Raw genomic sequence first — 26,141 nt, 5'->3', positions numbered from 1 at the left:
ATGCTAGTACTATCACGTAAAGTCGGCGAAACTATTTGGGTAGGGGACGACGTGGAAATTGTCATCACTGAAATTAAAGGGGACCAAATTAAACTTGGTATCAAAGCTCCTAAAAACATTGGAATAGTACGGGGAGAACTCCGAACAGAAGTGTCACAATCTAATACGGAAGCGGTGCTCCAAAATTTAGATATATTTAAAAAGAAAAAGTAAAAAATTTAACTAAAACTATTAAACAATTACGTAATGCTCCGATAGTAAGTATGTAACAGGGAAAAGAGACCGGCCGGCTTAATTCCCTGTCAAAACACTGAGATCCACAAGGATGTGGATTGTATATTCCAAGGAGGAAATTATAATGATTATCAATCACAATATTGCAGCTCTTAACACACACCGCCAATTGAATAGTGCAACAAATGCACAATCAAAATCAATGGAGAAATTATCTTCTGGTCTTCGTATCAACCGTGCAGGTGATGATGCTGCTGGACTATCAATTTCAGAAAAAATGCGTGGCCAAATTCGTGGATTAGACCAAGCATCTCGTAACTCTCAAGACGCTATTTCTTTAATCCAAACTGCTGAAGGTGCTTTGGGTGAAACTCATTCTATCCTACAACGTCAACGTGAACTAATCGTTCAAGCTGGTAATGGTGGAACATTAGCTACAGAAGACCTTACAGCAATCAAAGATGAAATTGGAGAATTGAATAAAGAGTTAACAGGTATCTCTACTCGTACAGAATTTAATGGTAAAAAATTATTAGATGGTAGCTTTGAAGAGGATTTCCAAATTGGTGCTAATGCAACGCAAACACTTCAATTAACTATTGATGCTGGAACAGGTAAAGGATTCAGTGCAGCTGATTTAGGGGTAAGTGCTTTAGCTCCTGATGGAACTACTGGTCAATTTGATACTGATATTGCGTTAGTTGATACTGCAATTAAAACAGTTTCTGCTGCTCGTTCTAAACTTGGTGCAAACCAAAACCGTTTAGAGCACACTATCAATAACTTGAACAATGCTTCTGAAAACCTAACTGCTGCAGAATCTCGTGTTCGTGATGTAGATATGGCTAAAGAAATGATGGAGCAAACTAAAAACTCTATTCTTTCTCAAGCAGCTCAAGCTATGTTGGCACAAGCTAACCAACAGCCACAAGGTGTACTTCAATTACTTCGTTAATCTTAGCATAGTCGCTTAGATTAATTTAAAAGGACTCTAGGGATTATCCTAGGGTCTTTATTTATTTACTTTTGAATTTTTAAAAGGTGCTAAAATCTAAATGTTTAAATGTTTAAATGTTTAAATGTTTAAATGTTTAAATGTTTGAATGTTTAATACATAAAAAGGTAATTTTACCTACTTTATAATGTAGTTATTATAAAATATTAATTACTTTTTTGAGAAAGTCTAATTATGGTTAATTAAGAATTTAAATATATACCAAAATACTTATCAACTGATTGCAAAATAGATATCTTTGCATGCATAACATTAAGTCATCTATCTATTTCCTGCATTTTTAACAACTTAATATGATTGATTTTAGAATATTATGCTTTGCTGGTATAACTGCTAAACTATAATGCTCATTGACGCCTATATTTCTCTTTTTTAAAATATAATTATAAATTTTTTACAATTGAGGAGATGTAATGATTGCTTCCCAATTGTTTTAAGAGGTGTTGCAGTAGGTGGAGATTCTCTATGAAGAGGCAAAGTGGAAGAGTATAGCTTCGGCACTGGAAAAAGTGAATGAAGCGCACAAGTATGACAATAAGTACGAGCATTCAGATGACCTATTTAAGGACTCGAAGAGCGAAATAGCAGACAAAGATATCGATAGAGCCATTTCTTTTAACCCCCAGACATACCAACCAGAAGCGAAACCCATACGCGAGAAGTACAAAAAGTTATATGATTATGCCAAGAGAATTGGTAAAATTATAGATGAAAAAGTAGACGAACCGTTCTATAAAAGCATCGATGAATACATGCAAAAGATGGCGGATATGAATGTTTCTGCGTACACAACAGCGAATACGATTAACGTTCAGACAGGTCCCTTTTTTTATAGACATGATAAAAAGGAAATCAAGCTAACGGATTTATATGAAGCCGACACGGAGTATTCTGATAACCTGAAAGCTGAATATGAGGCGTGGAAGCTGGAAAATCCAGATGTCAAAGCTTCCCAGGAGGATTATGAAACAGCCTCTTTAAATAGTGGGGCCTTTGAATATGAAGGAATCCGTGCGGGTCAAGAGAAGAAGGAATTTTGGTTTAATTTAATTGCTACAGGGGTTGTGGTAGGCTTAACGATTGTCTGTCCACCCGCTGGACTTGTAGCCGGTGCTGCCTATACGGCCATTGATGTCGGTGGTGCCATCACGGGGGAAGATCTCATATCCGGCAGAAAACTCTCTGATAACGAACGCCTTGTAAGAGGCGCTTTTGCGATTGTGCCAGGTGCTGGTGCAGCTGCGGGAAAAGCCTTATTAAAAAATATGCCAGCTCTTGCGAATGTAATGAAATCAGCCTATAAAACTGTTGAGAATGCAGGGGGATCTGCCTTAAAGTCGACACTGGAACATGCGAGGAATCAGGAAAAGCCCATGGCGATCAGCTGAAATTTACCCTGAAGCATCCCGTTCTCGCTGCAGTCACATCAAAGACAGGCCAACAAACAGTCCGTGAATCCGCCAAATTTATTGACAATGCTCTCCGTCCAATCGAAGTCCGTGCGGTTCAAACAAACGCTGGAAATGTAGTCACCGGTATAGAACGAGGTCTTCCATCTGGAAAACTCCCTGCGAAAGCAGATGAGTATTTAGCGATCAAGCAGGCGGAGAAGGATGGGGTTTTGGCTGGTAAGGGTGCTGGTAAAATAAATTCAACAAAAGATATTTATAAATTATCACCTAAGGATGTACACCAAGCGCTAGAAGGCTATGAGCAAACTTATAAATTTACAGCAAAATTTAGAGGTTTTGAAGTGAAAGCACAGCGTTCATTAACACATATGTCTGATAAACAATTGATATACTCATTTAAAAAAGGTTATTCACCAAAGGATGGAGCAAATGATACAATTATACTCCATCAACATGAACAAAAAGTTGAGGGAACAATAATTGAGATGCCTAATAGATACCATGATTTAGGTAATAAAAGACAACATCCATTTGGAAATTCAGGTGGAGTTGGCAGTGGAGAAGCTAGAATAGAATTTAATAAGTGGCGTAAAGAATATTGGAAGGCGAGATATGCCAATGAAATGATTAAAAGGGGGATTATTGAATGAAGCTAGAAATAATAAATACTATCGATGAAGAGTTTGAAATGTGCCCTGAAGCCTTTGGAGGCCCTCTAAATATTGAGGAGGTAAACCAAGCAGAGAATGAACTAAAAGTAAAATTGCCAGAGGATTTTAAAGAATTTCTTTTGAGATATGGTTCTGGAGCAGTTGGTGAGGCTATTGTTTTGGGATTGAAAGAGGCAGAGTTTGTTGCGACGCCATCATTTGTTGAGAAATCTCTACAATTTAGAAAAGCACTCCCTAAAGGGTATGAGGATTTTACTGCTATTGGTATCGATGGTGCGGGAAATCCAGTAGGCTTTAATTCTCCGAATACAGAAATTATTACATTTGATTTTAATTTCGGTGGGAAAGAAATTATAGCAGAGAATTTTGAGGAATATTTAGAAAAAGCAATCCGTGAAGAATTAAATATACATTTTTAGCATTTAGGATATTAATTGTAATAAGATAAACTAAAAAAACTTTAAAACACTTGATGGCACTAGTAGGCAGCAAGTGTTTTTTGTGTTTAGAAAATAAAATCATCTTTGATTTAATATAACTCATAGCTCTAGTAGGTTCCACTATCAAAGGTGAAATTTGTAAATCGAAATGGTATTCATGGAGGATTGGGCTCAACTAAAGTACATAATGAATTATTAGCAATAATAGATACTTCTAGCGACTATCATTCCTTTGTTAGAAGGCTGAATAATTGGGCTAATTATAGATTAGCGGGTGGGGTTTCGTCTTTACCTCAAGGTCTAAGATTAAAATAGGAGGAAACAATAATGGAAAAACAAGGCTGGGTTTCAATTTGGTTAGGGAATATTAACGATGAGAACTCAATAGAAGAGCATGTTGATATAACATATGATGAGGATGGCGAGTCTGTCCCTTCCCAATTCTTTATTGATTTTAGGATTGATATGGATGAAACAGATGAGGTTACTATAGAAAAAGCTGTCTATAAGAATAGTAGTAGTGATTTTTCAGTATTATTAGATGGGTGTTCTTATGAAGAAATTATCATTCCAAAAATCAAGAAAAATACAAATCTAAAGAAATCATATAATACAGTAATCTTAATATATAATAATGAAATTAGATCAAATGGCGATTTTGATTTTATTGCTACTACAAATTATGAATAAGAGAACCCTAGGTATTGAGAATTGATTTAGCTGTTGTATAGGCTAATCCTGAATTTTCGCCCTCAGAATAACAAAACTATAGACACAAAAAAGCTGCAGAATAAAATTCCGCAGCTTTTTAGTAATCCTTATTTACGCAAAGCAGAGCGCAAATCATCCACAAGGTCTTCGGCATCTTCCAGTCCGACCGAAATCCGTACAAGTCCATCTTCAATACCCAGTTCTAGTCTCCGTTCTCGTGGAATAGAAGCATGTGTCATGAGAGGTGGAACGGAGATTAGACTTTCGACAGCACCGAGGCTTTCTGCCAATGTGAAGTAGCGAACATTTTTCACAACTTCTCGCGCTTTCTCTTCGTTTTCCACGGTAAAGGAGACCATGCCTCCAAATCCGCCAGCTTGGGATTGGTGGACTTCATGTCCCGGATGATCTGCAAGACCCGGATAGAAGATTTTGCCTACTGCTTCCTCTTCTTGAAGCATCTCTATAATCGCTTTTGTATTCGATTCGATTTCCTCCATACGGATACCGAGCGTTTTTATGCCTCTCATCAAGATCCAGCTGTCCTGCGGTCCCAATATTCCACCGGTAGAGTTTTGGATAAAATGAAGATCTTCTCCGAGCTTTTCTGTTGCCGTAACGGCGAGGCCTGCCACGACATCACTATGACCCCCAAGATATTTCGTCGCACTATGCAGGACAATATCCGCACCTAGTGCAATCGGGTTCTGCCAGTAAGGCGTGCTAAATGTGTTGTCAACGATGAACAGTAAATGATGCTCTTTGGCAATTGCGCTGACCGCCTTAATATCCGTCACTTTCAATAGAGGATTCGTAGGCGTCTCCACAAAGATGGCCTTTGTCTCAGGACGAATCTCCGCCTTAACTGCATCTAGATCTGTTGTATCTACAAACGAAACTTCAATGCCAAAACGGTTGAATACCTTCGTCATGACACGGAAGGAACCACCGTACACGTCATCAGTTAAGATCAGATGGTCGCCAGATGAGAACAGATGGACAACTGCTGAAATGGCGGCCATACCAGATCCGAATGCAAATCCCCGAGCACCGCCTTCAATATCAGCAATCAGCTTTTCCAACGCTTCTCTCGTCGGGTTGCCTGTTCTTGCATATTCGTATGTGAAATTGCCGACGCCGTCCTGCTTGAATGTACTCGACTGGTAGATCGGTATTGAAACTGCACCAGTATATGGGTCACTGCTGATTCCACCATGTATTAATTGTGTTTTCTTTTTCATCTTTATTTCACCTCGTCATATATTCTGTTACTTATATATCGTTCGCTGCTATCAGGGAAAATAGTGACAATATGGCTTCCTGGAGCCGCCTGTTCTGCTTCCTTCAACGCCGCAGCCAGGGCAGCACCGGAAGAGCTCCCGACCAAAAGGCCTTCTAATCTTGCGGCTTCCCTTAGATAATGGAATGCATCCTGATCAGAAATCGTATGAATTCCATCGAACAATGTAGTATCAATAAATGGGGGAAGGAATTCCATGCCAATTCCTTCTGTCTCATGGCTTCCTGGTTTTCCGCCGTTCAATATGGAGCCTTCAGGTTCTACCACGACACAGCGGACATCGGGAACGTGATACTTCAAATAGCGGGCGGTTCCGGTAAATGTCCCGCCTGATCCAGCTCCCGCTACGAATATATCAATCTGTCCGTCCATTGCTTCCACAAGTTCAGGACCGAGTGTTTCATAATAAGTGGCAGGGTTCCATTCATTCCGAAATTGTCCTGGATAATAGGAATTAGGGATTGTTTGAAGAAGCTCTTCTGCTTTCTTTATGGCACCTTCCATCCCGAGCTCTGTCGGCGTATTCACCACTTTTGCTCCAAGTGCCTTCATTAAAATTTGCTTTTCTTGGCTAAATTTCTCTGGTGTGACGAACACAGCTTTCACCCCGTAATGGATGGCTGCAAGCGCCAAACCGATGCCAGTATTACCAGCGGTTGGTTCAATCACCGTGCCACCTTTCTGAAGTTCTCCTGAACGAAAAGCCTGTTCAAGCAAATACTGGCCGAGCCGGTCTTTTACACTGCCACCAGGATTGAAAAATTCTAATTTGGCAAACAGTCTGACTCCTTCAGGCAAAGGAAAGGCAGTCAATTCAAGCAACGGAGTATGACCGATCAATTGTTGAATGTTTTTTGCGTACTTCATGTTGCTCCCTCATTTTTAGGCAAATACTTCTGACCATTCGTCTCTTTTTGCCAGCATTTTTCTTGCTGCTTCTTTTGCACCTTCCAGGCTGTGGCTCGCTGCCCAGCCGCATTGTACCTCATTGCAGGCAGGTACTTCGGTCGCTACTAGCACATCATTCAGCGTTTTTTCAAGAATAACGAGTACTTCTTCATAATCATCATGGTTGATTAACGCCATATAATAGCCTGTTTGGCAGCCCATTGGTCCAATGTCGACAATTTTATCGGAATGGTTCCGGCTGAATTCTGCCATCATATGCTCAAGCGAGTGCAAAGCAGGCATTTCCAAATGCTCTTTGTTCGGCTGGCAAAAGCGAATATCATATTTGCGGATGACATCTCCGTTGATCCCTTCTTTGACACCTGCAAGTCGGACATAGGGTGCTGCTACTTTTGTATGGTCGAGATTAAAGCTTTCTACATTCATCTTTTGCTGTGCTGCCATAGTTATCTCTCCTTTTTTATTGAGTCTATTAGCCAGACAAACTCATTTTGCTGCTCAAATTTTACTAAAAAACCATTCTTCTCGAATAATTTGGTCAGAACCGGAATGGTTGTGTAGTACTCACTCTTTAAATCTTCGGCAAGCCGGAAGAATCCCTTTTCCTCGGACTCTTTGATTTTTTCTTTATAGGCATTATCGTCCAAGAAAACAGTGTCAGCAAAAACGATTCTCCCATTCTCATTGAGCACTTCATGAAAACGGCCAATCGCTCTATCTTTCTCTTCATCTGTCAAATGATGAAAGGCATAGGTGCTGACAATTGCATCGGCTTTTACGAGAGGATCGGGAAACTGAAGAAAATCACCGTCAATCAGTGTGAGATCAGGGAGCTTCTCCTTTGCTTTTTCTCTCATCCCTGAGGATGGTTCAACAGCATAGACCTCTCTTCCTTTGCTGACAAGCTTGCTCGTCAGATTGCCGGTTCCGACACCAAATTCAATAACAAAACCGGATGCTCGGTCTGCCACTTCCTCTAAAATCTCATCATACCTTGTAAACACTTCTGTATATTCAAGATCATGGCCCGAAATCGTTCCATCATATGTCTGGGCCCATTGATCAAACAAGTCGTTAAATTCTCTTCCCATACTCATCCCCTCTTTTCAGATTAATTTACTAGGAATTAAAAATAGACTACCAGATGTTTTCAGAAAAATCAAGATTGTCAAATACCTATTTTTTCGGAATAACAAAATGGTGAAGAATTATTACACATACAGCAAGCACAAAAACTACTCCTCTGTGGAATTAGTTTTTATATCCGCTAACTCTTTGGAATGTTTTTACCATTCGAGTTGTTTTAATATATGTTTATACCAAACTTTTTGATTGTAGTCTTCAAATCTCCATAGTCATTAGGGAATAGACTAACTCCTAAGTTTTCTTCCCGTTGAGAGAATTCCTTTTTGATTTTAAAAAGTCTTTTGTAAGGAAAAAATCATTAATTCCACAAAAAGAGGAACCAACTATAGGTTCCTCTTTTTTTAAGGATCACAATCCCCACAATTAAGCTTCGTTTCTCCTAGCTTGAAGTGAACTATCAATAATAGAATCAAGCAATTGAGAGTAAGGTATACCTGCTGCTTCTGCACTTTTCGGCATTAGACTATTTTTTGTTAATCCAGGTAGTGTATTAACTTCTAACACATAGGGAACACCGTTGTAAATCATCATGTCTACTCGGGCATAGACGCTACATTTCAATGCCTTATAGCAAGAGATGGCTGCATCAGCAACACGATTATGTGTTTCAATAGGGAGTTGAACCACTTCTTCAATGGTGGCTGCATCATCATATTTCGAGGTGTAATCAAAGAATTCACCCTGATGCCGGATTGAAATCGTCGGTAAAAGCTTTCCATTCAATATGGGACAAGTGATTTCCTCACCAGATATAACCTTTTCAATAATCACTTCTGAATCCCATTTGAATACGTCTGCTATCGCTGATTTCACTGTTTCCTTGTCATAAACTACTTTTACGCCTACACTCGAACCGCCTGAATTAGGTTTCACCACTACAGGGAAACCCAATTGATCTAATTCGTCCAGGTTAAGTTCATCAGTGTTTGAAAGGTGAATCCAATCTGGTGTTTGCACGCCTTCATATCGGATGACTTTTTTCGAAACATTCTTATCCATACATAAACTGCTGGACAAGATATTGCTTCCTGTATAGGGAACGCCTAACGTATCTAGAGTACCTTGAATTGTCCCATCCTCACCATATTTACCATGTAACGCCAATAGTGCAACGTCAAGATTCCGTGCTTTTTCTATTAGGTCTTCTTTTTTCTCAATACGAATCGGTACGACCTCATATTTATCTTTATCTAAATGGACCATCATTTCTTCACCTGTCATGATTGAAACTTGCTTCTCGGAAGAAAACCCTCCCATAATGACGCCAACTCTCATTTGTTTAACCTCCAAATTTAGTTTTTAAGATGTCTCCTATAATTTTAATTCCCTGAATAATCTCGCTTTCTTGTAGCCTAGAAAATCCTAAACGCAGCGTATGTTTTCCGTTACTATCTGTGTAAAAAACATGACCTAACGAAAAAATAACGCCTTTCTGGTAACATGCTTCCAGTAGCTCTTGTGCATCTATATTGTTATTTAGTTCTATAAAAAGGTGTAGTCCACCGTCACCAGTTATCCGTTTACAGGGGATATATTGCTTACAATAATGGACAGCAAGCTCATATTTTTTCTTATAGACAGCTTTTGCTTTTTTTATATACTTTTCAAAATAGCCATCATTTAAATATTGATATAACACAGCTTGATCTAACGTTGACGTATGAATGGTACGAGCTCTTTTCATACTTTCCAAGTAATAAATCAACTCTTTGTCTGCTAAAATCCACCCAACCCGTAAGCCAGGAAAAAGAATCTTAGAGAAACTACTAATATATATGACGTTATTGCCAAGTCCGCCAAAAGCAGCTAACGGTGCTAGATGTGATCCTGAGTAACGTAATTCTTCATTAAATCCATCTTCAATGATAGGCAATTGATAGGCTGAAAACAGATCCATCATTTTCTTCCTTTTTTCTGAGGATGTTACGATGCCCGTTGGATTATGGTAAGACGGAATCAAGTAAGCAAAATCATATTCCTTTTCGGATAGGGATTTTTCTAACTTCTTAACATTAACACCGTCGTTTTCCATTTCAATTCCATCGATTTCAAAGCCGTGTAATTGAAAAATCTTAAGGGCAGAATGATGGGTTGGATTTTCGCAAATAAGACGGCCATTCTTTTTATTTAAAGAGGATAAAAGTAAATCAAGGCCTTCCGTAAATCCATTTGTAATTAAAATATCTTTGTTACTCGTATCGACCCCTTTAATCTCCATGTAATGAAGCAGGTATTCGATAAGTGGTTTATAGCCCTTTGCATAACCGTAGTTCAGAACAATATCTCCCTCTAAGGACATCCGATTTAAAAAAGCTCTTTTGAAATTTTCTACATCAAAAAGCTTTTCATCAGGGGCAATGCTAGTAAATGAGATCATTCCTTTTTTCCAGCCTACTCCATGCTTCATAAGGTCCATCTTTTCTGCTAGAAAGGTTTGCTCATTGATCTTTTCTGTCCAATTCAACTGGATGGATTGGGATTTGAATGTTTCAACATGGCTTACAAAGTGTCCTTTTCCTTTCACTGCATAGATAAGTCCTTCTTGCTCCAAATCTGTATAAGCCGTTAGAACGGTGTTTCGACTGATGGATAATAATGAGCTGAATTCGCGGGTAGATGGAAGCTTTTGGTGCTCAAGTAAATGCCCGTTGGTAATCATCCTTTTAAGATAATCCTTCAGTTGAATATATATAGGACGGCCTTCCGTTAGCTTAAAATCGTTAAACAATGAATTCATCCCCTTAATAACATTTTTACATTTCCTATCAAGTTTCAAAAGGTCCACACAATATGTATTTTTACTGTCTTGTGGTAGGGCGTGGAACTATAAGATACCATGTAAAGTCTTTGGGAAAATGAAAAATCGAGAAAATTATAGTAGGGATGAGAAATACATTTACGGATGGGGCCTCTCATCAACCATTAAGGTAGCGTAACACTTGTGATGTCACCCTATAAGTTAAATATACATACCTTGTGAAGAGGTGGTGACATGGAGGAGATTTCTTTGCAGTTATTGACATATGTGAATATGTTGGTTTTTATCATGCTGTATGTGTTTATGTCCCGTTACCGAAAAGTAGTTGGTTTTCACTTAGGCATGAATATAGCCATGGTTACCGGCGGTATGCTTAGCCTTTCGGTAGGTGTTTTACTGATGGTGCAGTATACTTTTCATTTTATTGCGATTACCTGCTTGTCAACGATTCTTGGAATGGTGGCAGGAGGTATTTTCGGTGCGCTATTTGATTATCAGACAATGCTGACAGGATTGAGCAATGGTTTAATGGTAGGTATTATGGCACCGATGTTAGGAGCAATCTTGATTAATCCGTTTCTGTTTATTGTCATGATGGAGGGGTTGATTTGTTTGATGATTGCCCTATTGGTTATATCACTTAGGCGTTCATAGGAGGTACGCCATGTTTATAGTTATAATTCTTGGCATTTTTAATATGCTGACAACATTTATTTGTTACTTTATCCTACGAAGGAAAAGAGCATTATTCGGGGATCGGTATGCAGCATCTATCACAAAAGCAGCTGTTTCAGTCTCAGCATTGGTAGTAGGCATCCATATATCTAGCGCCTTCACAATTCACCCTTCTTTTATCGTGCTATGCAGCATTATGTATGGTGGGGTAGTGGGTATTTTATTTGGAGCGCTTGTTAAATTCCACTCCATTTTGCTTGGTTTTTACCAAGGCGTGTTAGGTAGCATTATGGGAGTGATGATAGGCGAAGTGTTGAAAAACCCCCAATTATGCAGTATTCCTCTTGCTTCTGCTCAGCAACAATTCGTTATGATATATCAAATGTGTGGATTTTCATCGCTTCTACTACTATTCGTTTTCATGCTTATTTTATATTCGTTAAGAGTATGAGGGGGAGGAAGGTTTGAAAAAACGAGTCATCATCATGTGCGGGCTTTTATTCGGGGCCATATTAGTGTACATCTTTTGGCCGAAAGCAGCTGAGTTGCCAAAATTGCACAAGATAGAAAACCCTGAGCTACAAACCATTGATGGAAAAGAGTTCTCCTTTTCCAATAGTAAACCGAAATTAATCACTTTTTATTACACAAATTGCCCGGATGTTTGCCCGATGACCATGCTAGATTTAAAAGAGCTTCAGGGTGTATTAAAGAAAAAAAATGTGAAAGAAACTGAATATGATGTAGTTTTAATTACGATGGATCCTGAAGTGGATACTTCTAGAAGGATTAAACAGTACGCATCCCATTTTGAGCCAATTCCTGCTAATTGGATTTTTATAAGGGGAACTTTAGAAAATACCCGAAAAACCATCAACGACTTTAATTTTGCCTACAAAAAAGATGAAGAAGGTACAATCGCCCATAGCACGACTATGTATTTAGCAGACACTGCCAATCAAATCCGTGCATACCATACTATGAATACGGGGCAAAAGGCTGTCAACATAGAACAGCTTGCAGAAAATATTTATCTACTGATAAAAGAAAATTAATAGCTTGCGTACTCTGTATACTTCAACAATAAGGGGTGAAAAAAATGAACGAAAAGGTTAATAGCCCCCTGGTAAATCAAAAAGGAACAGGTAGTGCTCCGTCATTTTCCTCACCGACAAGTCCGGTTTCAGAAGAAGAGACTAGAATTCTAGCAGAATATATCAGTCAGCAAAATATGTTTCAAATTACTAATATCCATGAACCTATCCGTAAAACATTAACGTTAAAGAAGTTTTTCAAAATGAAGCGAAATCAAGAAGTGGTTATTACTATATCAGAGGAAGAGCCAGTGGTGGAGGGCAAAGTCGCAACCATAGGCAGAGATTTTGTGATGATTACAAATTTGAAAAAACGTATTTGGCTTCCTTATAGTTCAATTGTGTCTGCAACGATTCCTTTTGGTCATCCTACTTATTCGAATGCACATCAAAACTATATTTATGATAACGGATTAAGAGAAAAACTTATTCTGAAGTTTGGTGAAACAGTCACAAAACGAGATGCGCTGGTTCAACAATTTTTTGAGGAGTCACTCAGAACAAATCTGGATACTTGGAAAGGGTGCTCTGTAGAAGTTCGAACAGATGACAAAATGTATTATGGAAAGATTAATCGAACTGATAAAAGCCATTTATATCTTAAACTTTTGAAGGCGGAGAGTGTAATTCCTCTTAATGATATACATTCTGTTGCGACCGTAAGGCTTTTTACCTTTTGGAGGGAAATGATAAAAGCGATTTTCTAATCACGAGGAGGAGATAGCGTGAAGCAAGCTGATGAAATGCTAGTAGATTATATGCAAAAGTTGAAAGGGGAGGAAGTGCTGGTTATAACAAGAGCAGTGCAGCTAAACCTTCTGGGTCAAGTATTTAGGCCCATATTTGCAGGTAAAGTTTCTGATATCCAATTGGGACATCTTACCTTGTCACCCGTCATTATCAAAATGGTGAACGCCCCTTTCTATGAATTTCCACTTCCTTTAAGTATTCCACTTGAACAAATTGTTGCTTTTTCAACAGAAATTCCAAGTGATATGGCCTTTCCACTAACCTAGTGCAGGAGGATGAACAAATGCAAAAAGAACGATTGAAAATGATCAATGAGCGAAGACATGAAGCAGTGACAAAACATTTTAAAAAGAACGTGAATCGAAGAGTATTTATCTTAACGCAAGCATTCCCCTTTATGTTTATTGGAAAGATAAAAGAAGTCATTGAAGATATTGTTGTGCTAGATGTTGAAACAACAAGCGTTGCTGAGCTAGAGGGGAAAGAATGGAGCGTACACATTGATTCCATCAGTGTTTTTTACATTGAAACCAATATTGGCCCAAGTATCCCTGAGTTGAAAGGTTAAAGAGACGGAGGAGGTTAAATGAAGAGAAAATATCATGTCGTCGCTATTCCAATTCGGATTGTGGTCAACACATTTGGCGACCATAATCCGAATGGCATGATGTATGTGTTAAAAGAGAATGAGCAAAAAGTAAAAGACTTGGTCAAGAAAAATCCTTTTACACCGGTGGATTTAGTAGAGCCATTGGTTATTCGGGCGAACGCCGGCGATATTGTAGAGATTCAATTTGAAAATAAACTGCCATTCCATACAGGTATGCATTTTTATGAAGCAGAGTACGATGTTTGTAATGCAGATGGAGCAAGTGTCGGCTATAACAAGGATAGTACAGTGGCCCCGGGTGATTCGATAATATACCGGATACATGCATTGGAAGAAGGAAACTATTTCTTTGCAGATCTAGGTAACCCCTCAAGCAGCAAAAATGGATCCAATTCGAATGGACTTTTTGGGGGACTATGTGTTGAAAATCGATTTTCCTGGTGGACAGATCCAGTATCGGGCAAGCCAATGAATAGCGGAATGTATGCGGATGTTCATCATCCATTGCTGCCTTCTCACAGAGAGTATGTGTGGATGTTCCATGATGAGATGGAGATCAATGATGTCACAGGAAACCGACCTATCAATCATATCACCAATCAAGAGGAAGAATCATTTCATGGCGCCAATTACAGATATGAGCCGGAAAATAGACGTGCTCAGTTAATTTCTGAAGGCGTGGTGTGCCCTAACTGTGTCGGAGAAGAGGTGCATCATGATTCATGGGTCTTCGGCGATCCATCTGCTCCTATATTACGGGGGTACGTAGGAGATCCCGCCAGGATACGCCTATTCCACGGTGGGCAAAAGGAAACACATGTCTTTCATTACCACGTCCATCAATGGTTTGAAGATCCGCAAGACTTATCATCAACCATTGTTGATGCCCAAGCCATCAGCCCACAATCTCACTATACAATAGATCCACTATATGGATTAGGAAGCCTTCAAGGCTCATTTGGAGATATCATCATCCACTGTCATTTATATCCGCATTTCGCAGCGGGGATGTGGGGGATGAATCGAATCTTTGATACCCTGCAAGATGGGAGTCAATGCTATCCGAACGGTGTACCAATCAAAGCATTGCAGCCCTTGCCTGATCGGGCGCCGCCACCCAAGCCAACGAAGCAAAAACCTGGCTTCCCGAATTTTATTCCTGGCAAAGTAGGGAATAAAGCGCCAAGACCGCCTTTAGGTATTGTTGGTGGAAGGGACATGACAGAGCTGGAACGTCATGCAGCGATTGAAAAACCGCGCCCAGGTGCCGTATTTACAGACCCGTGCCCTGAAGAAACACCCGTCAAAGAATTCAATGTTTCTATAATTGAACTGCCGATTATTTACAATAGAGAAGGCTGGCATGATCCAAAAGGGCGTATTTATGTGTTAGATGAAGATGTGGAAGATGTCTGTTCTGGAAAGAAAGAGCCAGAGCCACTTGTTATTCATGCTTCTGCTCACACCTGCATTAAGATTAATTTTACTAACAGGTTGCCTCATATTCTTGATGGTGATGCTTTCCAATTAGTTACCAGAACATATGAGACCGGTTTTCATATTCACTTTGTAAAGTTTGATGTACTGGTATGTGATGGTGCGAATGTGGGGTGGAATTATGATTCTTCTGTATTGCCGGGTGAAACAATCCGCTATTCTTACTATGCGGACGTTGAATTGAAGGCATGGTTCTTCCATGACCATCTCTTCCCATTGAGCCATCAGCAACATGGCGTCTTTGGATCAGGTGTAGTACATCCAAGATTTTCTGAATTTCTTAATCCAGCCACAGGAGAAGAGGTTGACCGTGGTACGCAGGTAACTGTCAATCATCCGCTCATACCAAATTACCGAGACTTTGCACTATTTGCACAAGACTTTACTTTACTGTTTGACAAAGATGGCAAGCCACTCAATCCTCCAAAATTTCCGGGCTCTCAAGATGATCCTGGCTTATTCGGTGTAAATTATAAAAACGAACCGTTGCAATTCCGATTAGGGAAAGAGTGTGATCCCGCTTATAGTTTTAGTTCATTTACGCACGGTGATCCAGTCACGCCAATACTGCGTGCATATGCAGGCGATCCCATACGGATAAGGCTTTTGCAAGGCGCGCAAGAAGAGTCGCATAGTTTTAATGTCCATGGTTTAAGATGGCTCAACGAACGTGGAAATCTCTCTTCACGGTTAGACTGTCAGCAACACATCGGGATTTCTGAGTCTTTCACCTTTGAAACATTTATTCCAAGACCAGGAGATTATCTGTGGGCTTTTGAAACTGAAGAGGATCTATGGAATGGCCTTTGGGGGTTAATCCGAGCATATAAAGAAAAAGTGCCCGATTTGATTCCTTTGTCAGATCGACCGATGCCTATGAAGCAATCAAGGCCTTTGCCGGAGTGTACTGGAAAGAAACCACCGCCTGCAAAGAAAGCAACACTCCTCCCAGCGAAAGGTCCTATACGGACTTTCGATATTGTCGCTTTTCAAGTCCCAATAACCTATAACGATTTTGGCGACCATGACCCGTACGGCATTATTTTTGCACTTCAAGAAGATATGGAAGATATTTTGCAAGGTAAAAAGAAGGCAGAGCCACTTGTAATCCGAGCCAATGTGGGGGATACAGTGGATGTAACATTGACGAGTAAGCTGAAATTTGATCTATTTCCATTCAAGGATGGTATCTATCCATATCCAGAGGTGAAAGAGCAGGCATTTTATCCACCATCATTAAGGATTTCACTGCACCCACAATTAGTAGATTATGATGTTCAAACTTCCGCTGGAGAAACGGTTGGATTTAATGGAGATCAAACAGTAGGGCCGGGAGAAAAAAGAACATATCGCTGGTATGTAGATTCTCAATTAGGTGCCTGTGGATTATGGGATATGGCAGATATTCGCAATCATAAATCGCAAGGGGCCTTTGGAGCCTTTATTGCTGAGCCGAGAGGAACAGAATATGTGGATCCTTATACATTAAAGCCGGTCCGGTCAGGTGCGAATGTGATATTAAGGAACCCTCTTCTTCCGGATGTAAGAGAGTATGTTTTACTCATTCATGATGGTGTTAGGCTTCTTGATCAAAATGATGAGCTAATTATCGATCCTATTGATGGAATTTTATTGCCTCCTCCAGATTTGGATAAAGAGGATTTAGTAGACACATATGATCAAGGCTCACGAGGCTTTAATTATCGTTGTGAACGCTTAATTAACCGTTATAACAAGAACCCTGTTCTTCATAAATTATTTTCATCTATCGTATTTGGCGATCCAGCGACACCTGTATTTGAAGCATATACAGGCGATCCCGTTACAATCCGCCTTATTACGCCGGCAGAAAGAAGAAGGTCTCACACATTCCACCTCCATGGCCACAGATGGCTCTTTGATGTAAAAGATATGGATTCTCGTGTTGAATCATTTGTAGGTCATAATGTGGCAGGCGGGCTTAGAAATTTGCAGCTCCTAGGAGGAGCAGGTGCCATTGGGGGTTATTCCGGTGACTTTATGTATCGAGCTGGCAATATAAGATGGGATTTAGAACAAGGCATGTGGGGGATCATGCGTGTGCACAAAGAAATACAAAAATACTTGCCACCAATTAATGAATAAAGAATCCTTTGCTGTTAAAGAAAGGAGGTGACACAGATGGGAAGTAAATATGAACGACCGCTTGTCGAACTATCTCCAATAGAAGACTTTTGCTCTCAGAATCCATGCTGCCCGCCCAACATGCTCTCGCCAACCTATCCTTCGCCAACGAGCTGCCTTCCTATTGAAAAATTAAAAGATGTAGAGGATGAAATTGCTGCAGCAAATGAACTGCTTCTCGATTTGGCCCTTAATGAAAGATCCCCCCAAGAAATTTACCGCAATGCGTTTAGGGGTTTGGAAGGACTGTATGTGGAAGTTACTCTAAATACAGATAATAAAGTAGAAGGGCATGTCCAAATTGCCGGGTTTGATTTTGTCGTACTTCTGAATGAAAAGCAAGAGGTGATTATTCCGTACAGCGTGATTAATGAAGTGAAACCATGTGGCAGATATGCTGTACCTATACACGAAGCGTCATTAAGAGACGTGGACTCTTGTTTTAGGAGAGAAGTGGCTTATCATTTTGGAGAAGTCGTCTCTTCCTCGCCAGAGCTGCTTCATCTGTTTTTCGGTATGCGATTACCCATATATTTATTATCTTTGGAAGCAAAAAGAATTGAACTTACCTTCGATGGTATAGAATTAAAAGGGTTTGTAACAGATGTTAACAAAGATTCTATTGTGTTAAAAATAGAAAAAGAGCTCAGAATAATTCCTTTAGCAAAACTCATCTTAATTAAAAAAATGAAAGAGTCGATTTCTTAAAAAAACTCAGTCGCAAAAGGAGGAATCCTTAGCGGCTGAGTTATTTAATTTCTTCCTTAATGCAAATATTTTAGTGCGGCCAATGGACGTTGTTTTTGACTGCCTGATTATCCTTCTTCTCTGAAACTAATGCCTCAATAGATGAGCATTAAGCAATTACAAAATAAGAAATGTTGAATTATTTTGGTGTGCAAGTATAGGTTAAATGTTACTTTCAGTACTTTCTTCAATAAGAGTCATCAAAGAGAAGTTAAAGCGGTTAATGGCAGCTACAACGATATTTTATATCCATAATTTTATCCATAGAAAAAATGGTCATATGCTTCTTTTTTCTATTATTTTTCTTTTTTCTTTTATTCTTCTTCTTTTTAATATCAGAAGGAGGCTTCTCGATTATTTCATCATTAGAAGATACTTCTTCGATGACTTTATCTTTAACTATTTTTGGTGGTTTGTAGTCTTCTTCCATAATCTCTACAAAGTTAGATCCTACATGGCGGATTTCACCATATAAGGTGTTGCCGTTATCCATTAAGAATTCAACTTTACAACCTATTAATTGCCTCAACCGAAAGTTTAGTCCATTTTGCAAGCCACCTAGCCGAATGCTGAAATCCTCATCACAGATAGATCTTCTACAATGATAATGGGAATGGCAGTAGTCGCAACAGGAGTGAGAACTTTGCCTACACTTATGGTCGCAGTTACACTTATGGTCGTGAGACGACATACCATCACAATGATGAGTGATAGCATGGTATGATTTATGGCTGCCACATGTTGGGCAAACGTCATTCATCTTATTTCCCTCCTTTCACGTTAATTAATGCCAAGAATGTTAAGTCCTTGGTTATTAATATCATATGAAAAGATTTGAATGAGGCATGGACAAATACAACAACTTTACGGGATAGGGTAAAATATACACGCGAAAAAATGCATATGGTTGGAAAAGTGCTCTAGACTTTGTATGGGGAAAGCCGAATTTATAAATCTCAAAACACTTTATGAACATGTTCTGAGTTACATAATATATATAAGCTTAATTAACCATGATATGAAACATAAAAAAACTGCTTTCAACGAATAAACATTGAAAGCAGTTTTTAAAATTATTTTTCGATATCTACAGCTTTAAGGTCAATTTCACCTAGCTTGTTTGGTGCCATGTTTTTCACATAATCTTTTTCTACATAGTTGTTTACATAGAAGTAGATTGGTGCGATTGGCATTTGTTCAGCTAGCACTGTGTTAGCTTCTTTTAATAAATCAAGACGTTTGTTTTCGTCCGTTTCTTTTGTTGCAGAAACTAGTAAAGATTTGTACTTTGGATCTTCCCAAGCAGTATCATTGTTACCATTTTTAGCAGTATCATAACGTTCTAGGAATGTGTAAGCATCGTTGAAGTCAGCGATCCAGCCCATACGTGCTACGTCATAATCTAGGGCAGTTACTTTATCAAGGAATACTTGCCATTCTGAGTTATCCATTTTCACTTCGATACCTAGGTTTTTGTGCCAGCCTTCTTGAATATATTGTGCGATAGCAGCGTGTGCTTCACTTGTGTTGATAGAAATGCCAATTTTGATATCGCTAGCTTTTTTGATACCTAATTCTTTCATACCTTCTTCAAGTGCTTTTTTCGCTGCATCGATATCGTTGTCTTTGAATTTGTTGTTTTCATCTTCAAAACCTTCGATTGCGATTGGCACATTGCTCAATGCTGGTTTTTGGCCGCCTTTTAGTACATTATCAGCTAAACCTTGACGGTCGATTGCGTAAGATAATGCTTTACGGATATTCGCATTTTTAGTGTATTTACCTTTTGTATTGAATTTGTATTCATAGATCGCTGCATATGGAGTAGATTTTAAAGTTTTGTCTTTTTTATAACCATCCATTGCATCAAGTGGAACCGTTTGATATGGAGAACCTAAGTAATCAAGGTCGCCGCTTTTAAACATACGGTTTGCAGTTGTTTCAGATTCAACCATTTTAACGTTAACAGTAGATAAAGCTACGTTGTCTTTATCCCAGTAATCAGCGTACTTTTTAAGAGTGATTGAGTCATTGTGTTTCCAGTCGCTTAATGTGAAAGGACCGTTAGTTACATAAGTGTCGCCAGCTTCAGCGAACCATTTTTTATTGTCTTTAACTACTTTTTCATTAACAGGCATATACGTATAGAATGCTGTTAATTCTAAGAAGTAAGGTGTTGGGTTTTCAAGTGTTACTTCTAATGTTTTGTCATCAACTACTTTAACGCCTAAATCATCAGCAGAACCTTTTCCACCATTAAATTTCTCTGCACCTTTGATTGGGTAAAGGATTGAAGCATATTCAGAAGCATTCTTTGGATCTAATGCCCATTTCCAAGCGTAAGCGAAGTCGCCAGCTACTACTGGATCGCCATTTGACCATTTTGCATCACGTAACTTGAATGTGTACGTTAATTTATCATCGCTTACTTGTACGTCCTCAGCCATTGCGTTTTGAACATTACCGTCTTTGTCTACACGAGTAAGACCCTCAAACGCTGCACGGATGATTGCACCAGATGTACTGTCCGTTGCCAACTGTGGATTTAAACTTGGTGGTTCAGAAGTGATTGAAAGATTTAACGTTTTATCTTCGTTTTTGGTAGTGCCAGAAGAAGATTTTCCGCCGGAAGAGGTATCTGTTTCTTTCGTTCCGCCGAAGTTACAAGCAGCAAGTACTAGCATTAAAGCTGATAATAGCACAAGCGATAAAAATCTTTTCTTCATAAATATCCCCCTTATCTAATGAAAAATTTAGCTACTTAAGAAGAGTAACTATTAATACTATATCAAAGGATAAAGTAGAATAAAACAGAATTATTAAATTTATTAAAATTTAATGAATTTTCAGTGATAATAATTCGTCGATCGAAATATATCATTTTATGGAAGATGCAATATATTTAAAAGAAGATAACTAGAAAATATAAAAAAGAGAAGCGGCGGCTCCACACTTCTCTTTATAGTTTCATCTTATGCAATTAGCGAACTACATATCATCTAACCAAAGAATAAATCTAAAATATTAGAGGAAGCAGATGACTTTTTGTTATAAAACTCTGCATACCCACAATTTTTGCAATACACCACAATAAATTGATTGTGCTGAATATCAAACATCTTGGACAAACCTGTGCCCGTCATAGCAACTTCTTTTGTAACAGCATCCGTACAACCACACTTAATACAGCCTTTACCTTCCAATTCAATTCCTCCTTTTCATTTTGTCTATGATTCATCTACGAATAATTGAACCAAAAGATTCATTACGATTTTTATATTATTAGAATAGGTTAGATCATCTTTCGATTTAGTTCCCGAGCAAATTTTTCTTCAATCTCTTTTTTATTTCCATAGAGCAGGACTTGGTCACCTTGATTTAAGGTACAGGAGAATAAATCCTTTCTTATCCAAACTTCTCCTCTTTTAATGAATAATATACGTATGTCTTCTTCCTCATCTAATATGTCAGAAATCCTTTTGCCCACTAATTTAGAGTGTTCAGTAATATTCATTTCTGTTACAAAATCCTCACTGTCTAGATATAAAACATCTTTTACAGGACGCTCATATATTTGAAATTCATTCTCTAACTCTCGTTTAAAAGATCGTGTTAATTTTTTTCGAGTCAAAGGCAATTTTAAAATCGCCAGAATTGCAAAGAGTACGCCGCAAATGATGGATAGCTCTTTTAATCTTAAATCGTCCGACAGAATATTGCTGATGGAGGAAATGATGACCGCAAGTGAAAAGGCACCGAATAATATAAGAAATGATGCAATTTTTCTTCGTATCGGATGATCAATGATAATCTTGGATTCATCTGTCGTGAAGCCAGTGGCTGTTAGCATTGAGATGACCTGAAACCTCGATATTTTTGTTTTGAGGCCGGTAAAGTGAAATAACATGACAGAAATCTCAATAACGAATCCAATAATCACGAAATATAACATAATAAATACGTAGCCCATCTTCGCTCACGCTCCTTATCCCTCCTTTAATTACCCGATTCTTGCTTCTTGAGAAACATGCTACTTTTGTTATCTAAAACTCAAATACTTTTAAGATATAGAAGGTAACGCTCGAATATAAAAGAATTTTCAGAATTTACTGTTGACAACTGGTAAAACGAAAATTAGAATTTAATTGTATTACAACTAAATAATTAATCGTTTAAAAAGTGTTATATAGTTTCAGATTTTAATGTTCCATATTCTACAATTAGGGGGTTACACCACATGTACAATCCGCAAATTGAAACAATGGCGCGTTCTGAAATGGAGAGCTTACAGGTTGAGCGTCTTCAAAACACAGTAAGGTTAGTCTATGAAAATGTAGAATTCTATAGAAATAAATTTAGTGAAATAGGGATTACACCAGATGATATTAAATGCTTGGATGACATACTAAGGCTCCCATTTACAAAAAAACAAGATTTGCGGGATCATTATCCATATGATTTATTTGCTGTTCCACAAGAGAGGCTTGTGAGAATCCACGCTTCATCAGGAACAAGTGGGAAGCCGACTGTTGTTGGTTATACAGAGAATGATTTAAAAGTTTGGAGCGAAATTGTCGCCCGGTCCATAGTGGCTGCGGGAGGGAAGAAAACGGATATATTCCACAATGCATACGGCTATGGATTGTTTACAGGTGGGCTTGGCTTACACTACGGTGCTGAAATGCTTGGAGCGGCAGTCATTCCCATATCAGGAGGTAATACAGAACGGCAAATCACGGTTATTGAAGATTTCAAACCGCGTGGAATTTGTGGAACCCCATCTTACATTTTAAACATAGGTGAGAAGATGCTGGAGATGGGTAAAGATCCGAGAGAAACATCGGTCGAATATGGCATTTTTGGTGCTGAGCCCTGGTCTGAAGAGATGCGGACTAAGCTTGAAGAGATGTTTAATTTGAAAGCAGTTGATATTTATGGATTGAGCGAAATTATGGGGCCAGGTGTCTCAATTGAGTGTGCAGAAGCGCAAGATGGCCTACATGTACAAGAAGATCATTTCTTTGTAGAAGTAATTGATCCGATGACGTTGGAACCAGTCTCAGATGGAGAAATTGGCGAGCTTGTTTTTACAAGCTTAACAAAGGAAGCGTTTCCAGTTTTACGTTATCGTACAGGCGACCTTGCCTCTTTATCAAGAGAAAAATGTAGCTGTGGACGGACAACAGTCAGAATGTCTAGAGTAAAGGGACGTACGGATGACATGATTATTATCCGAGGTGTAAATGTCTTCCCATCTGAAATAGAGCGGGTGCTACTTCAAATCGATGGACTTGTGCCGCATTTCCAAATCCATCTTATCCGCAATGGAGCAATGGACGAAGCAGTGTTACATGTCGAGATAGAAAGCAAGCTATATGAGGAAATAGGCCAAGACTTGTCACATGAACGTGTTTCGAAAATAAAGAAAGAAATCCAGCGTGTAATGAAATCTACATGCTTAGTGACCATAAACACTGTCTTTAATATTCCTAAAGCAATACCAAGGTCAGAAGGCAAAGCTGCCCGAATTGTTGATTTAAGAGATTCTAAGGCAGTAGTAGTGTAATAGAAATATGGAAGGACGGAATTGAATGAATGAAAATCAGAATATTTTTGATATTACGATAATTGGTGGTGGGCCAGTTGGCATGTTTACTGCTTTTTATGCAGGTTTGCGGAAAATGTCCTGCAAAGTGATTGAGAGCCTGCCGCAGCTTGGCGGTCAGCTATCGGCACTTTATCCAGAAAAATATATCTATGATGTGGCGGGTTTCCCAAAAATCAAGGCGCAGGAGCTGGTTGATAATCTGAAAGAACAGATGGACCAATTTCAACCGACTATTTGCTTAGGGGAATCAGTTGAAATTCTTGAAAAACGAGAAGATGGCATTTTTGAGTTAACAACAAATAATGGCATTCATTATACCAAGGCCATTGTTATTACAGCAGGAAATGGGGCTTTTCAGCCTAGGAAACTGGAGTTGAAAGAAGCAGAGAAGTATGAAGGTCAAAACCTCCATTATTTCATCCAAGACCTCAACAAATTTGCCGGTAAAAAAGTGCAAGTGTTTGGAGGAGGAGATTCAGCGGTAGATTGGGCATTAATGCTTGAACCAATAGCTGAACAGGTTACCATTGCCCACCGACGAGATAAGTTCCGAGCCCATGAGCATAGCGTGGAAAATATGAAGAATTCTTCAGTTACGATCATGACGCCGTTTGTTCCAACAGAATTAATCGGTAAAGATCGGATTGAAAAGGTTGTGCTGGAGCAGGTAAAAGGCGACCGAAAAGAGACGATTGAGGTGGATGATGTTGTCGTCACATACGGCTTTGTGTCATCGCTTGGACCTATGAAGAATTGGGGTCTCGAGATTGAGAAGAATAGCATTGTTGTTAACTCAAGGATGGAAACGAATATTGAAGGGATTTACGCTGCCGGAGATATTTGCACATACGAAGGAAAGGTAAAGCTTATTGCCAGTGGTTTCGGCGAAGCGCCAACTGCAGTTAGCAATGCCAAAGTCTATATTGACCCAAAAGCAAAAGTGCAGCCATTGCACAGCACCTCTGTGATGGGAGAAAGCGAAAAAAACATAGCAAAATCTGTGTAAACTACCCCTTACAAAGACCAAAGGAGGAACTTTTATCATGCCGAAGTACACCATGGTGGACAAAGAAACTTGTATTGCATGCGGTGCTTGCGAAGCCAGTGCACCAGATATTTTCGATTATGACGAAGAAGGCATCTCTCATGTCATTTTAGATGATAACGAAGGACGCGTTGAAGTTCCTGAATATCTGCTTGAAGACTTAGAGGATGCGGTAGAAGGTTGTCCGACAGATTCAATAAAAGTGGAAAGTGAGCCATTTTTCGCTGTGAAATCCTAAATAGTCCTTTTATTAAAAGTGGGGAAGCGCAACAAAACCTGATAATGGTGGAAATATTTCTTTGACACATAACATATAATCGTAACGGCGTGTAAATCTGTTATAGAAAACTACAAATAAATTAATTTTTTAGGAGGAGAGCAAGTGTCTAATCTGGCAATGAAAAGCGAAGAAGAAATGCTTGAACAATTTATCGAGCGGATTGAAGCGGGAGATAAAATTGAGGCCGATGACTGGATGCCTGAGGAATATCGAATCGCGCTCATTAAGTTAATTTCCATGCATGGTATCAGCGAAATTATGGGAGCGCTTCCGGAAAAAGAGTGGGTACCAAAAGCCCCGACGCTTCATAGAAAGCTTGCCATCATGGCGAAAGTGCAAGATGAAATGGGGCATGGGCAATTACTGCTTCGCGTAGCAGAAGATTTATTGAAGCCATATGGTAAAACCCGCAGCGACATCATGCAGGATTTATTTAATGGGGATTTAAAATTCCATAACGTCTTCCATATGGATACGAAATCCTGGGGAGATGCAGGGCTGATCGGCTGGCTCGTAGATGGCGCAGCGATTATTACTCAAACAAACATGCTTGGCTCCTCCTATGGTCCGTATGCACGAGCACTTCAGCGCATCTGTGCAGAAGAAGTCTTCCATGCACAGCATGGGGAAGCCATCATTATGGCGCTTGCAGAAGGAACAGAAGAACAGAGAACGATGGTACAAGAAGCAATAAATCATTGGTGGGAATCTTTGTTGATGTTCTTTGGCCCGGCAAGTAAGGAAACAACTGGCTCCTCCAAACAGGACATTACGATTAAATATAAAATCCGTAAAAAAACAAATGAACAATTAAGGCAAGACTTCTTTACAAAATATATTCCACGGATTCTTTCGCTCGGGCTTAAACTGCCGGATCCAACCATGCATTACGATGAAGAAAAACAAATGTGGATCTACCAGCAGCCGGATTGGTCTGAGTTTAAGAAAATTATTAAAAACCAAGGACCACGTTCACAAGCTCGCCTCAATCTTCGTAGAACCTCATATGAAAATAACGCATGGGTTCGTGATGCATTAGCAGCTACAACCAATTAATTGTACCGATGGGAGGTCAT

The 26,141-nt window shown here is 39.1% G+C and carries 29 protein-coding genes; 18 read left to right on the top strand and 11 right to left on the bottom strand.

The window, feature by feature from the left end; genetic code table 11:
* From csrA to RST01_RS05345, 6 genes are all read left to right on the top strand, one after another.
* Nucleotides 1-213 carry a carbon storage regulator CsrA gene (gene csrA, locus RST01_RS05375; RefSeq protein WP_147194788.1) on the top strand — a complete coding sequence of 71 codons (213 nt, stop codon included), beginning with the start codon at nt 1-3 and terminating at the stop codon, nt 211-213.
* A gap of 145 nt (nt 214-358) precedes the next feature.
* Nucleotides 359-1,189 (top strand): flagellin Hag, encoded by an 831-nt coding sequence (hag, locus tag RST01_RS05370; protein WP_147194784.1) that lies wholly within the window; start codon nt 359-361, stop codon nt 1,187-1,189.
* Nucleotides 1,190-1,701: 512 nt separating this feature from the next.
* Nucleotides 1,702-2,637 (top strand): pre-toxin TG domain-containing protein, encoded by a 936-nt coding sequence (locus RST01_RS05365; RefSeq protein WP_147194781.1) that lies wholly within the window; start codon nt 1,702-1,704, stop codon nt 2,635-2,637.
* A gap of 233 nt (nt 2,638-2,870) precedes the next feature.
* A complete protein-coding gene (locus tag RST01_RS05360) occupies nt 2,871-3,311 on the top strand; it encodes an HNH/ENDO VII family nuclease (RefSeq protein WP_147194778.1) in 441 nt (146 codons plus the stop codon).
* Nucleotides 3,308-3,751 (top strand): SMI1/KNR4 family protein, encoded by a 444-nt coding sequence (locus tag RST01_RS05355; protein ID WP_147194775.1) that lies wholly within the window; start codon nt 3,308-3,310, stop codon nt 3,749-3,751. Before RST01_RS05360 ends, RST01_RS05355 begins: the two co-directional genes overlap by 4 nt.
* A gap of 348 nt (nt 3,752-4,099) precedes the next feature.
* Nucleotides 4,100-4,462: an immunity 22 family protein gene (locus RST01_RS05345; protein ID WP_147194769.1), complete on the top strand. Its 363-nt coding sequence runs from the start codon at nt 4,100-4,102 to the stop codon at nt 4,460-4,462.
* A gap of 128 nt (nt 4,463-4,590) precedes the next feature.
* On the opposite strand, the gene RST01_RS05340 is transcribed toward RST01_RS05345, so the two are convergent.
* From RST01_RS05340 to pdxR, 6 genes are all read right to left on the bottom strand, one after another.
* On the bottom strand, nt 4,591-5,724 hold the full coding sequence (locus tag RST01_RS05340; RefSeq protein WP_147194766.1) for a bifunctional cystathionine gamma-lyase/homocysteine desulfhydrase: 1,134 nt from the start codon (nt 5,722-5,724) through the stop codon (nt 4,591-4,593).
* A 2-nt stretch (nt 5,725-5,726) separates the two neighbouring features.
* Nucleotides 5,727-6,650, bottom strand: coding sequence for a PLP-dependent cysteine synthase family protein (locus RST01_RS05335; protein WP_147194763.1), 924 nt, complete (start codon nt 6,648-6,650; stop codon nt 5,727-5,729).
* 15 nt (nt 6,651-6,665) lie between these two features.
* Nucleotides 6,666-7,136 carry an S-ribosylhomocysteine lyase gene (locus RST01_RS05330; RefSeq protein WP_147194760.1) on the bottom strand — a complete coding sequence of 157 codons (471 nt, stop codon included), beginning with the start codon at nt 7,134-7,136 and terminating at the stop codon, nt 6,666-6,668.
* Nucleotides 7,137-7,138: 2 nt separating this feature from the next.
* Nucleotides 7,139-7,783: a class I SAM-dependent DNA methyltransferase gene (locus tag RST01_RS05325; protein ID WP_147194757.1), complete on the bottom strand. Its 645-nt coding sequence runs from the start codon at nt 7,781-7,783 to the stop codon at nt 7,139-7,141.
* 418 nt (nt 7,784-8,201) lie between these two features.
* A complete protein-coding gene (locus tag RST01_RS05320) occupies nt 8,202-9,113 on the bottom strand; it encodes a D-alanine--D-alanine ligase (RefSeq protein WP_147194754.1) in 912 nt (303 codons plus the stop codon).
* Between the two features lie 4 nt (nt 9,114-9,117).
* Nucleotides 9,118-10,566 (bottom strand): MocR-like pyridoxine biosynthesis transcription factor PdxR, encoded by a 1,449-nt coding sequence (gene pdxR / locus RST01_RS05315; RefSeq protein ID WP_147194751.1) that lies wholly within the window; start codon nt 10,564-10,566, stop codon nt 9,118-9,120.
* A 279-nt stretch (nt 10,567-10,845) separates the two neighbouring features.
* On the opposite strand from pdxR, the gene RST01_RS05310 reads away from it, so the two are divergent.
* From RST01_RS05310 to RST01_RS05275, 8 genes are read left to right on the top strand one after another with little or no spacing between them, the layout of a single operon-like run.
* On the top strand, nt 10,846-11,250 hold the full coding sequence (locus RST01_RS05310; RefSeq protein WP_244946643.1) for a hypothetical protein: 405 nt from the start codon (nt 10,846-10,848) through the stop codon (nt 11,248-11,250).
* Nucleotides 11,251-11,260: 10 nt separating this feature from the next.
* Nucleotides 11,261-11,722, top strand: coding sequence for a hypothetical protein (locus RST01_RS05305; RefSeq protein WP_147194744.1), 462 nt, complete (start codon nt 11,261-11,263; stop codon nt 11,720-11,722).
* Nucleotides 11,723-11,735: 13 nt separating this feature from the next.
* Complete coding sequence (locus RST01_RS05300) at nt 11,736-12,326, top strand: SCO family protein (RefSeq protein WP_147194741.1); 591 nt, start codon at nt 11,736-11,738, stop codon at nt 12,324-12,326.
* Nucleotides 12,327-12,370: 44 nt separating this feature from the next.
* Entirely contained in the window at nt 12,371-13,072 is a 702-nt protein-coding gene (locus RST01_RS05295) for a hypothetical protein (protein WP_147194738.1), read from the top strand.
* 18 nt (nt 13,073-13,090) lie between these two features.
* Entirely contained in the window at nt 13,091-13,381 is a 291-nt protein-coding gene (locus tag RST01_RS05290; protein ID WP_244946642.1) for a hypothetical protein, read from the top strand.
* Nucleotides 13,382-13,398: 17 nt separating this feature from the next.
* On the top strand, nt 13,399-13,683 hold the full coding sequence (locus tag RST01_RS05285) for a hypothetical protein (protein WP_147194735.1): 285 nt from the start codon (nt 13,399-13,401) through the stop codon (nt 13,681-13,683).
* An 18-nt stretch (nt 13,684-13,701) separates the two neighbouring features.
* Entirely contained in the window at nt 13,702-17,346 is a 3,645-nt protein-coding gene (locus RST01_RS05280) for a cupredoxin domain-containing protein (RefSeq protein ID WP_147194732.1), read from the top strand.
* Between the two features lie 36 nt (nt 17,347-17,382).
* A complete protein-coding gene (locus RST01_RS05275; RefSeq protein ID WP_147194730.1) occupies nt 17,383-18,093 on the top strand; it encodes a hypothetical protein in 711 nt (236 codons plus the stop codon).
* Nucleotides 18,094-18,352: 259 nt separating this feature from the next.
* Here the strand turns inward: RST01_RS05275 and RST01_RS05270 are convergent, their stop codons facing one another.
* The 5 genes from RST01_RS05270 to RST01_RS05250 all read right to left on the bottom strand — a co-directional run bounded on the left by RST01_RS05270 (nt 18,353) and on the right by RST01_RS05250 (nt 22,102).
* On the bottom strand, nt 18,353-18,685 hold the full coding sequence (locus RST01_RS05270; protein ID WP_147194727.1) for a hypothetical protein: 333 nt from the start codon (nt 18,683-18,685) through the stop codon (nt 18,353-18,355).
* A 5-nt stretch (nt 18,686-18,690) separates the two neighbouring features.
* A complete protein-coding gene (locus RST01_RS05265) occupies nt 18,691-18,888 on the bottom strand; it encodes a hypothetical protein (RefSeq protein ID WP_147194724.1) in 198 nt (65 codons plus the stop codon).
* Nucleotides 18,889-19,205: 317 nt separating this feature from the next.
* On the bottom strand, nt 19,206-20,858 hold the full coding sequence (locus RST01_RS05260) for a peptide ABC transporter substrate-binding protein (protein WP_147194722.1): 1,653 nt from the start codon (nt 20,856-20,858) through the stop codon (nt 19,206-19,208).
* 273 nt (nt 20,859-21,131) lie between these two features.
* A complete protein-coding gene (locus tag RST01_RS05255) occupies nt 21,132-21,335 on the bottom strand; it encodes a zinc ribbon domain-containing protein (protein ID WP_066784624.1) in 204 nt (67 codons plus the stop codon).
* Between the two features lie 89 nt (nt 21,336-21,424).
* Nucleotides 21,425-22,102 (bottom strand): TrkA C-terminal domain-containing protein, encoded by a 678-nt coding sequence (locus tag RST01_RS05250; protein ID WP_147194719.1) that lies wholly within the window; start codon nt 22,100-22,102, stop codon nt 21,425-21,427.
* Nucleotides 22,103-22,369: 267 nt separating this feature from the next.
* On the opposite strand from RST01_RS05250, the gene RST01_RS05245 reads away from it, so the two are divergent.
* The 4 genes from RST01_RS05245 to paaA all read left to right on the top strand — a co-directional run bounded on the left by RST01_RS05245 (nt 22,370) and on the right by paaA (nt 26,121).
* Nucleotides 22,370-23,698 carry a phenylacetate--CoA ligase family protein gene (locus tag RST01_RS05245; protein WP_147194714.1) on the top strand — a complete coding sequence of 443 codons (1,329 nt, stop codon included), beginning with the start codon at nt 22,370-22,372 and terminating at the stop codon, nt 23,696-23,698.
* Between the two features lie 25 nt (nt 23,699-23,723).
* Nucleotides 23,724-24,746 carry an NAD(P)/FAD-dependent oxidoreductase gene (locus RST01_RS05240; protein WP_147194711.1) on the top strand — a complete coding sequence of 341 codons (1,023 nt, stop codon included), beginning with the start codon at nt 23,724-23,726 and terminating at the stop codon, nt 24,744-24,746.
* Between the two features lie 37 nt (nt 24,747-24,783).
* Complete coding sequence (locus tag RST01_RS05235; protein ID WP_147194708.1) at nt 24,784-25,023, top strand: ferredoxin; 240 nt, start codon at nt 24,784-24,786, stop codon at nt 25,021-25,023.
* A gap of 159 nt (nt 25,024-25,182) precedes the next feature.
* Nucleotides 25,183-26,121, top strand: a complete 939-nt coding sequence (gene paaA, locus RST01_RS05230; RefSeq protein WP_147195107.1) for a 1,2-phenylacetyl-CoA epoxidase subunit PaaA — start codon at nt 25,183-25,185, stop codon at nt 26,119-26,121.
* The last annotated feature ends 20 nt before the right edge of the window (nt 26,122-26,141 follow it).

The sequence above is a fragment of the Rummeliibacillus stabekisii genome (genome assembly GCF_007988965.1).
GTDB classification, from domain to species: domain Bacteria; phylum Bacillota; class Bacilli; order Bacillales_A; family Planococcaceae; genus Rummeliibacillus; species Rummeliibacillus stabekisii.
Note: the sequence above shows the minus strand (reverse complement) of the source record. Positions and strands in the feature narration are given on the sequence as shown.

Excerpts from the sequence above, each read along its gene's own strand:
- csrA (WP_147194788.1), top strand. The coding sequence starts at position 1 with ATGCTAGTACTATCACGTAAAGTCGGCGAAACTATTTGGGTAGGGGAC.
- hag (WP_147194784.1), top strand. The coding sequence starts at position 359 with ATGATTATCAATCACAATATTGCAGCTCTTAACACACACCGCCAATTG.
- RST01_RS05355 (WP_147194775.1), top strand. The coding sequence starts at position 3,308 with ATGAAGCTAGAAATAATAAATACTATCGATGAAGAGTTTGAAATGTGC.
- RST01_RS05345 (WP_147194769.1), top strand. The coding sequence starts at position 4,100 with ATGGAAAAACAAGGCTGGGTTTCAATTTGGTTAGGGAATATTAACGAT.
- RST01_RS05340 (WP_147194766.1), bottom strand. The coding sequence starts at position 5,724 with ATGAAAAAGAAAACACAATTAATACATGGTGGAATCAGCAGTGACCCA.
- RST01_RS05335 (WP_147194763.1), bottom strand. The coding sequence starts at position 6,650 with ATGAAGTACGCAAAAAACATTCAACAATTGATCGGTCATACTCCGTTG.
- RST01_RS05330 (WP_147194760.1), bottom strand. The coding sequence starts at position 7,136 with ATGGCAGCACAGCAAAAGATGAATGTAGAAAGCTTTAATCTCGACCAT.
- RST01_RS05325 (WP_147194757.1), bottom strand. The coding sequence starts at position 7,783 with ATGGGAAGAGAATTTAACGACTTGTTTGATCAATGGGCCCAGACATAT.
- RST01_RS05320 (WP_147194754.1), bottom strand. The coding sequence starts at position 9,113 with ATGAGAGTTGGCGTCATTATGGGAGGGTTTTCTTCCGAGAAGCAAGTT.
- RST01_RS05305 (WP_147194744.1), top strand. The coding sequence starts at position 11,261 with ATGTTTATAGTTATAATTCTTGGCATTTTTAATATGCTGACAACATTT.
- RST01_RS05295 (WP_147194738.1), top strand. The coding sequence starts at position 12,371 with ATGAACGAAAAGGTTAATAGCCCCCTGGTAAATCAAAAAGGAACAGGT.
- RST01_RS05285 (WP_147194735.1), top strand. The coding sequence starts at position 13,399 with ATGCAAAAAGAACGATTGAAAATGATCAATGAGCGAAGACATGAAGCA.
- RST01_RS05280 (WP_147194732.1), top strand. The coding sequence starts at position 13,702 with ATGAAGAGAAAATATCATGTCGTCGCTATTCCAATTCGGATTGTGGTC.
- RST01_RS05275 (WP_147194730.1), top strand. The coding sequence starts at position 17,383 with ATGGGAAGTAAATATGAACGACCGCTTGTCGAACTATCTCCAATAGAA.
- RST01_RS05265 (WP_147194724.1), bottom strand. The coding sequence starts at position 18,888 with ATGACGTTTGCCCAACATGTGGCAGCCATAAATCATACCATGCTATCA.
- RST01_RS05260 (WP_147194722.1), bottom strand. The coding sequence starts at position 20,858 with ATGAAGAAAAGATTTTTATCGCTTGTGCTATTATCAGCTTTAATGCTA.
- RST01_RS05250 (WP_147194719.1), bottom strand. The coding sequence starts at position 22,102 with ATGGGCTACGTATTTATTATGTTATATTTCGTGATTATTGGATTCGTT.
- RST01_RS05245 (WP_147194714.1), top strand. The coding sequence starts at position 22,370 with ATGTACAATCCGCAAATTGAAACAATGGCGCGTTCTGAAATGGAGAGC.
- RST01_RS05240 (WP_147194711.1), top strand. The coding sequence starts at position 23,724 with ATGAATGAAAATCAGAATATTTTTGATATTACGATAATTGGTGGTGGG.
- RST01_RS05235 (WP_147194708.1), top strand. The coding sequence starts at position 24,784 with ATGCCGAAGTACACCATGGTGGACAAAGAAACTTGTATTGCATGCGGT.
- paaA (WP_147195107.1), top strand. The coding sequence starts at position 25,183 with ATGAAAAGCGAAGAAGAAATGCTTGAACAATTTATCGAGCGGATTGAA.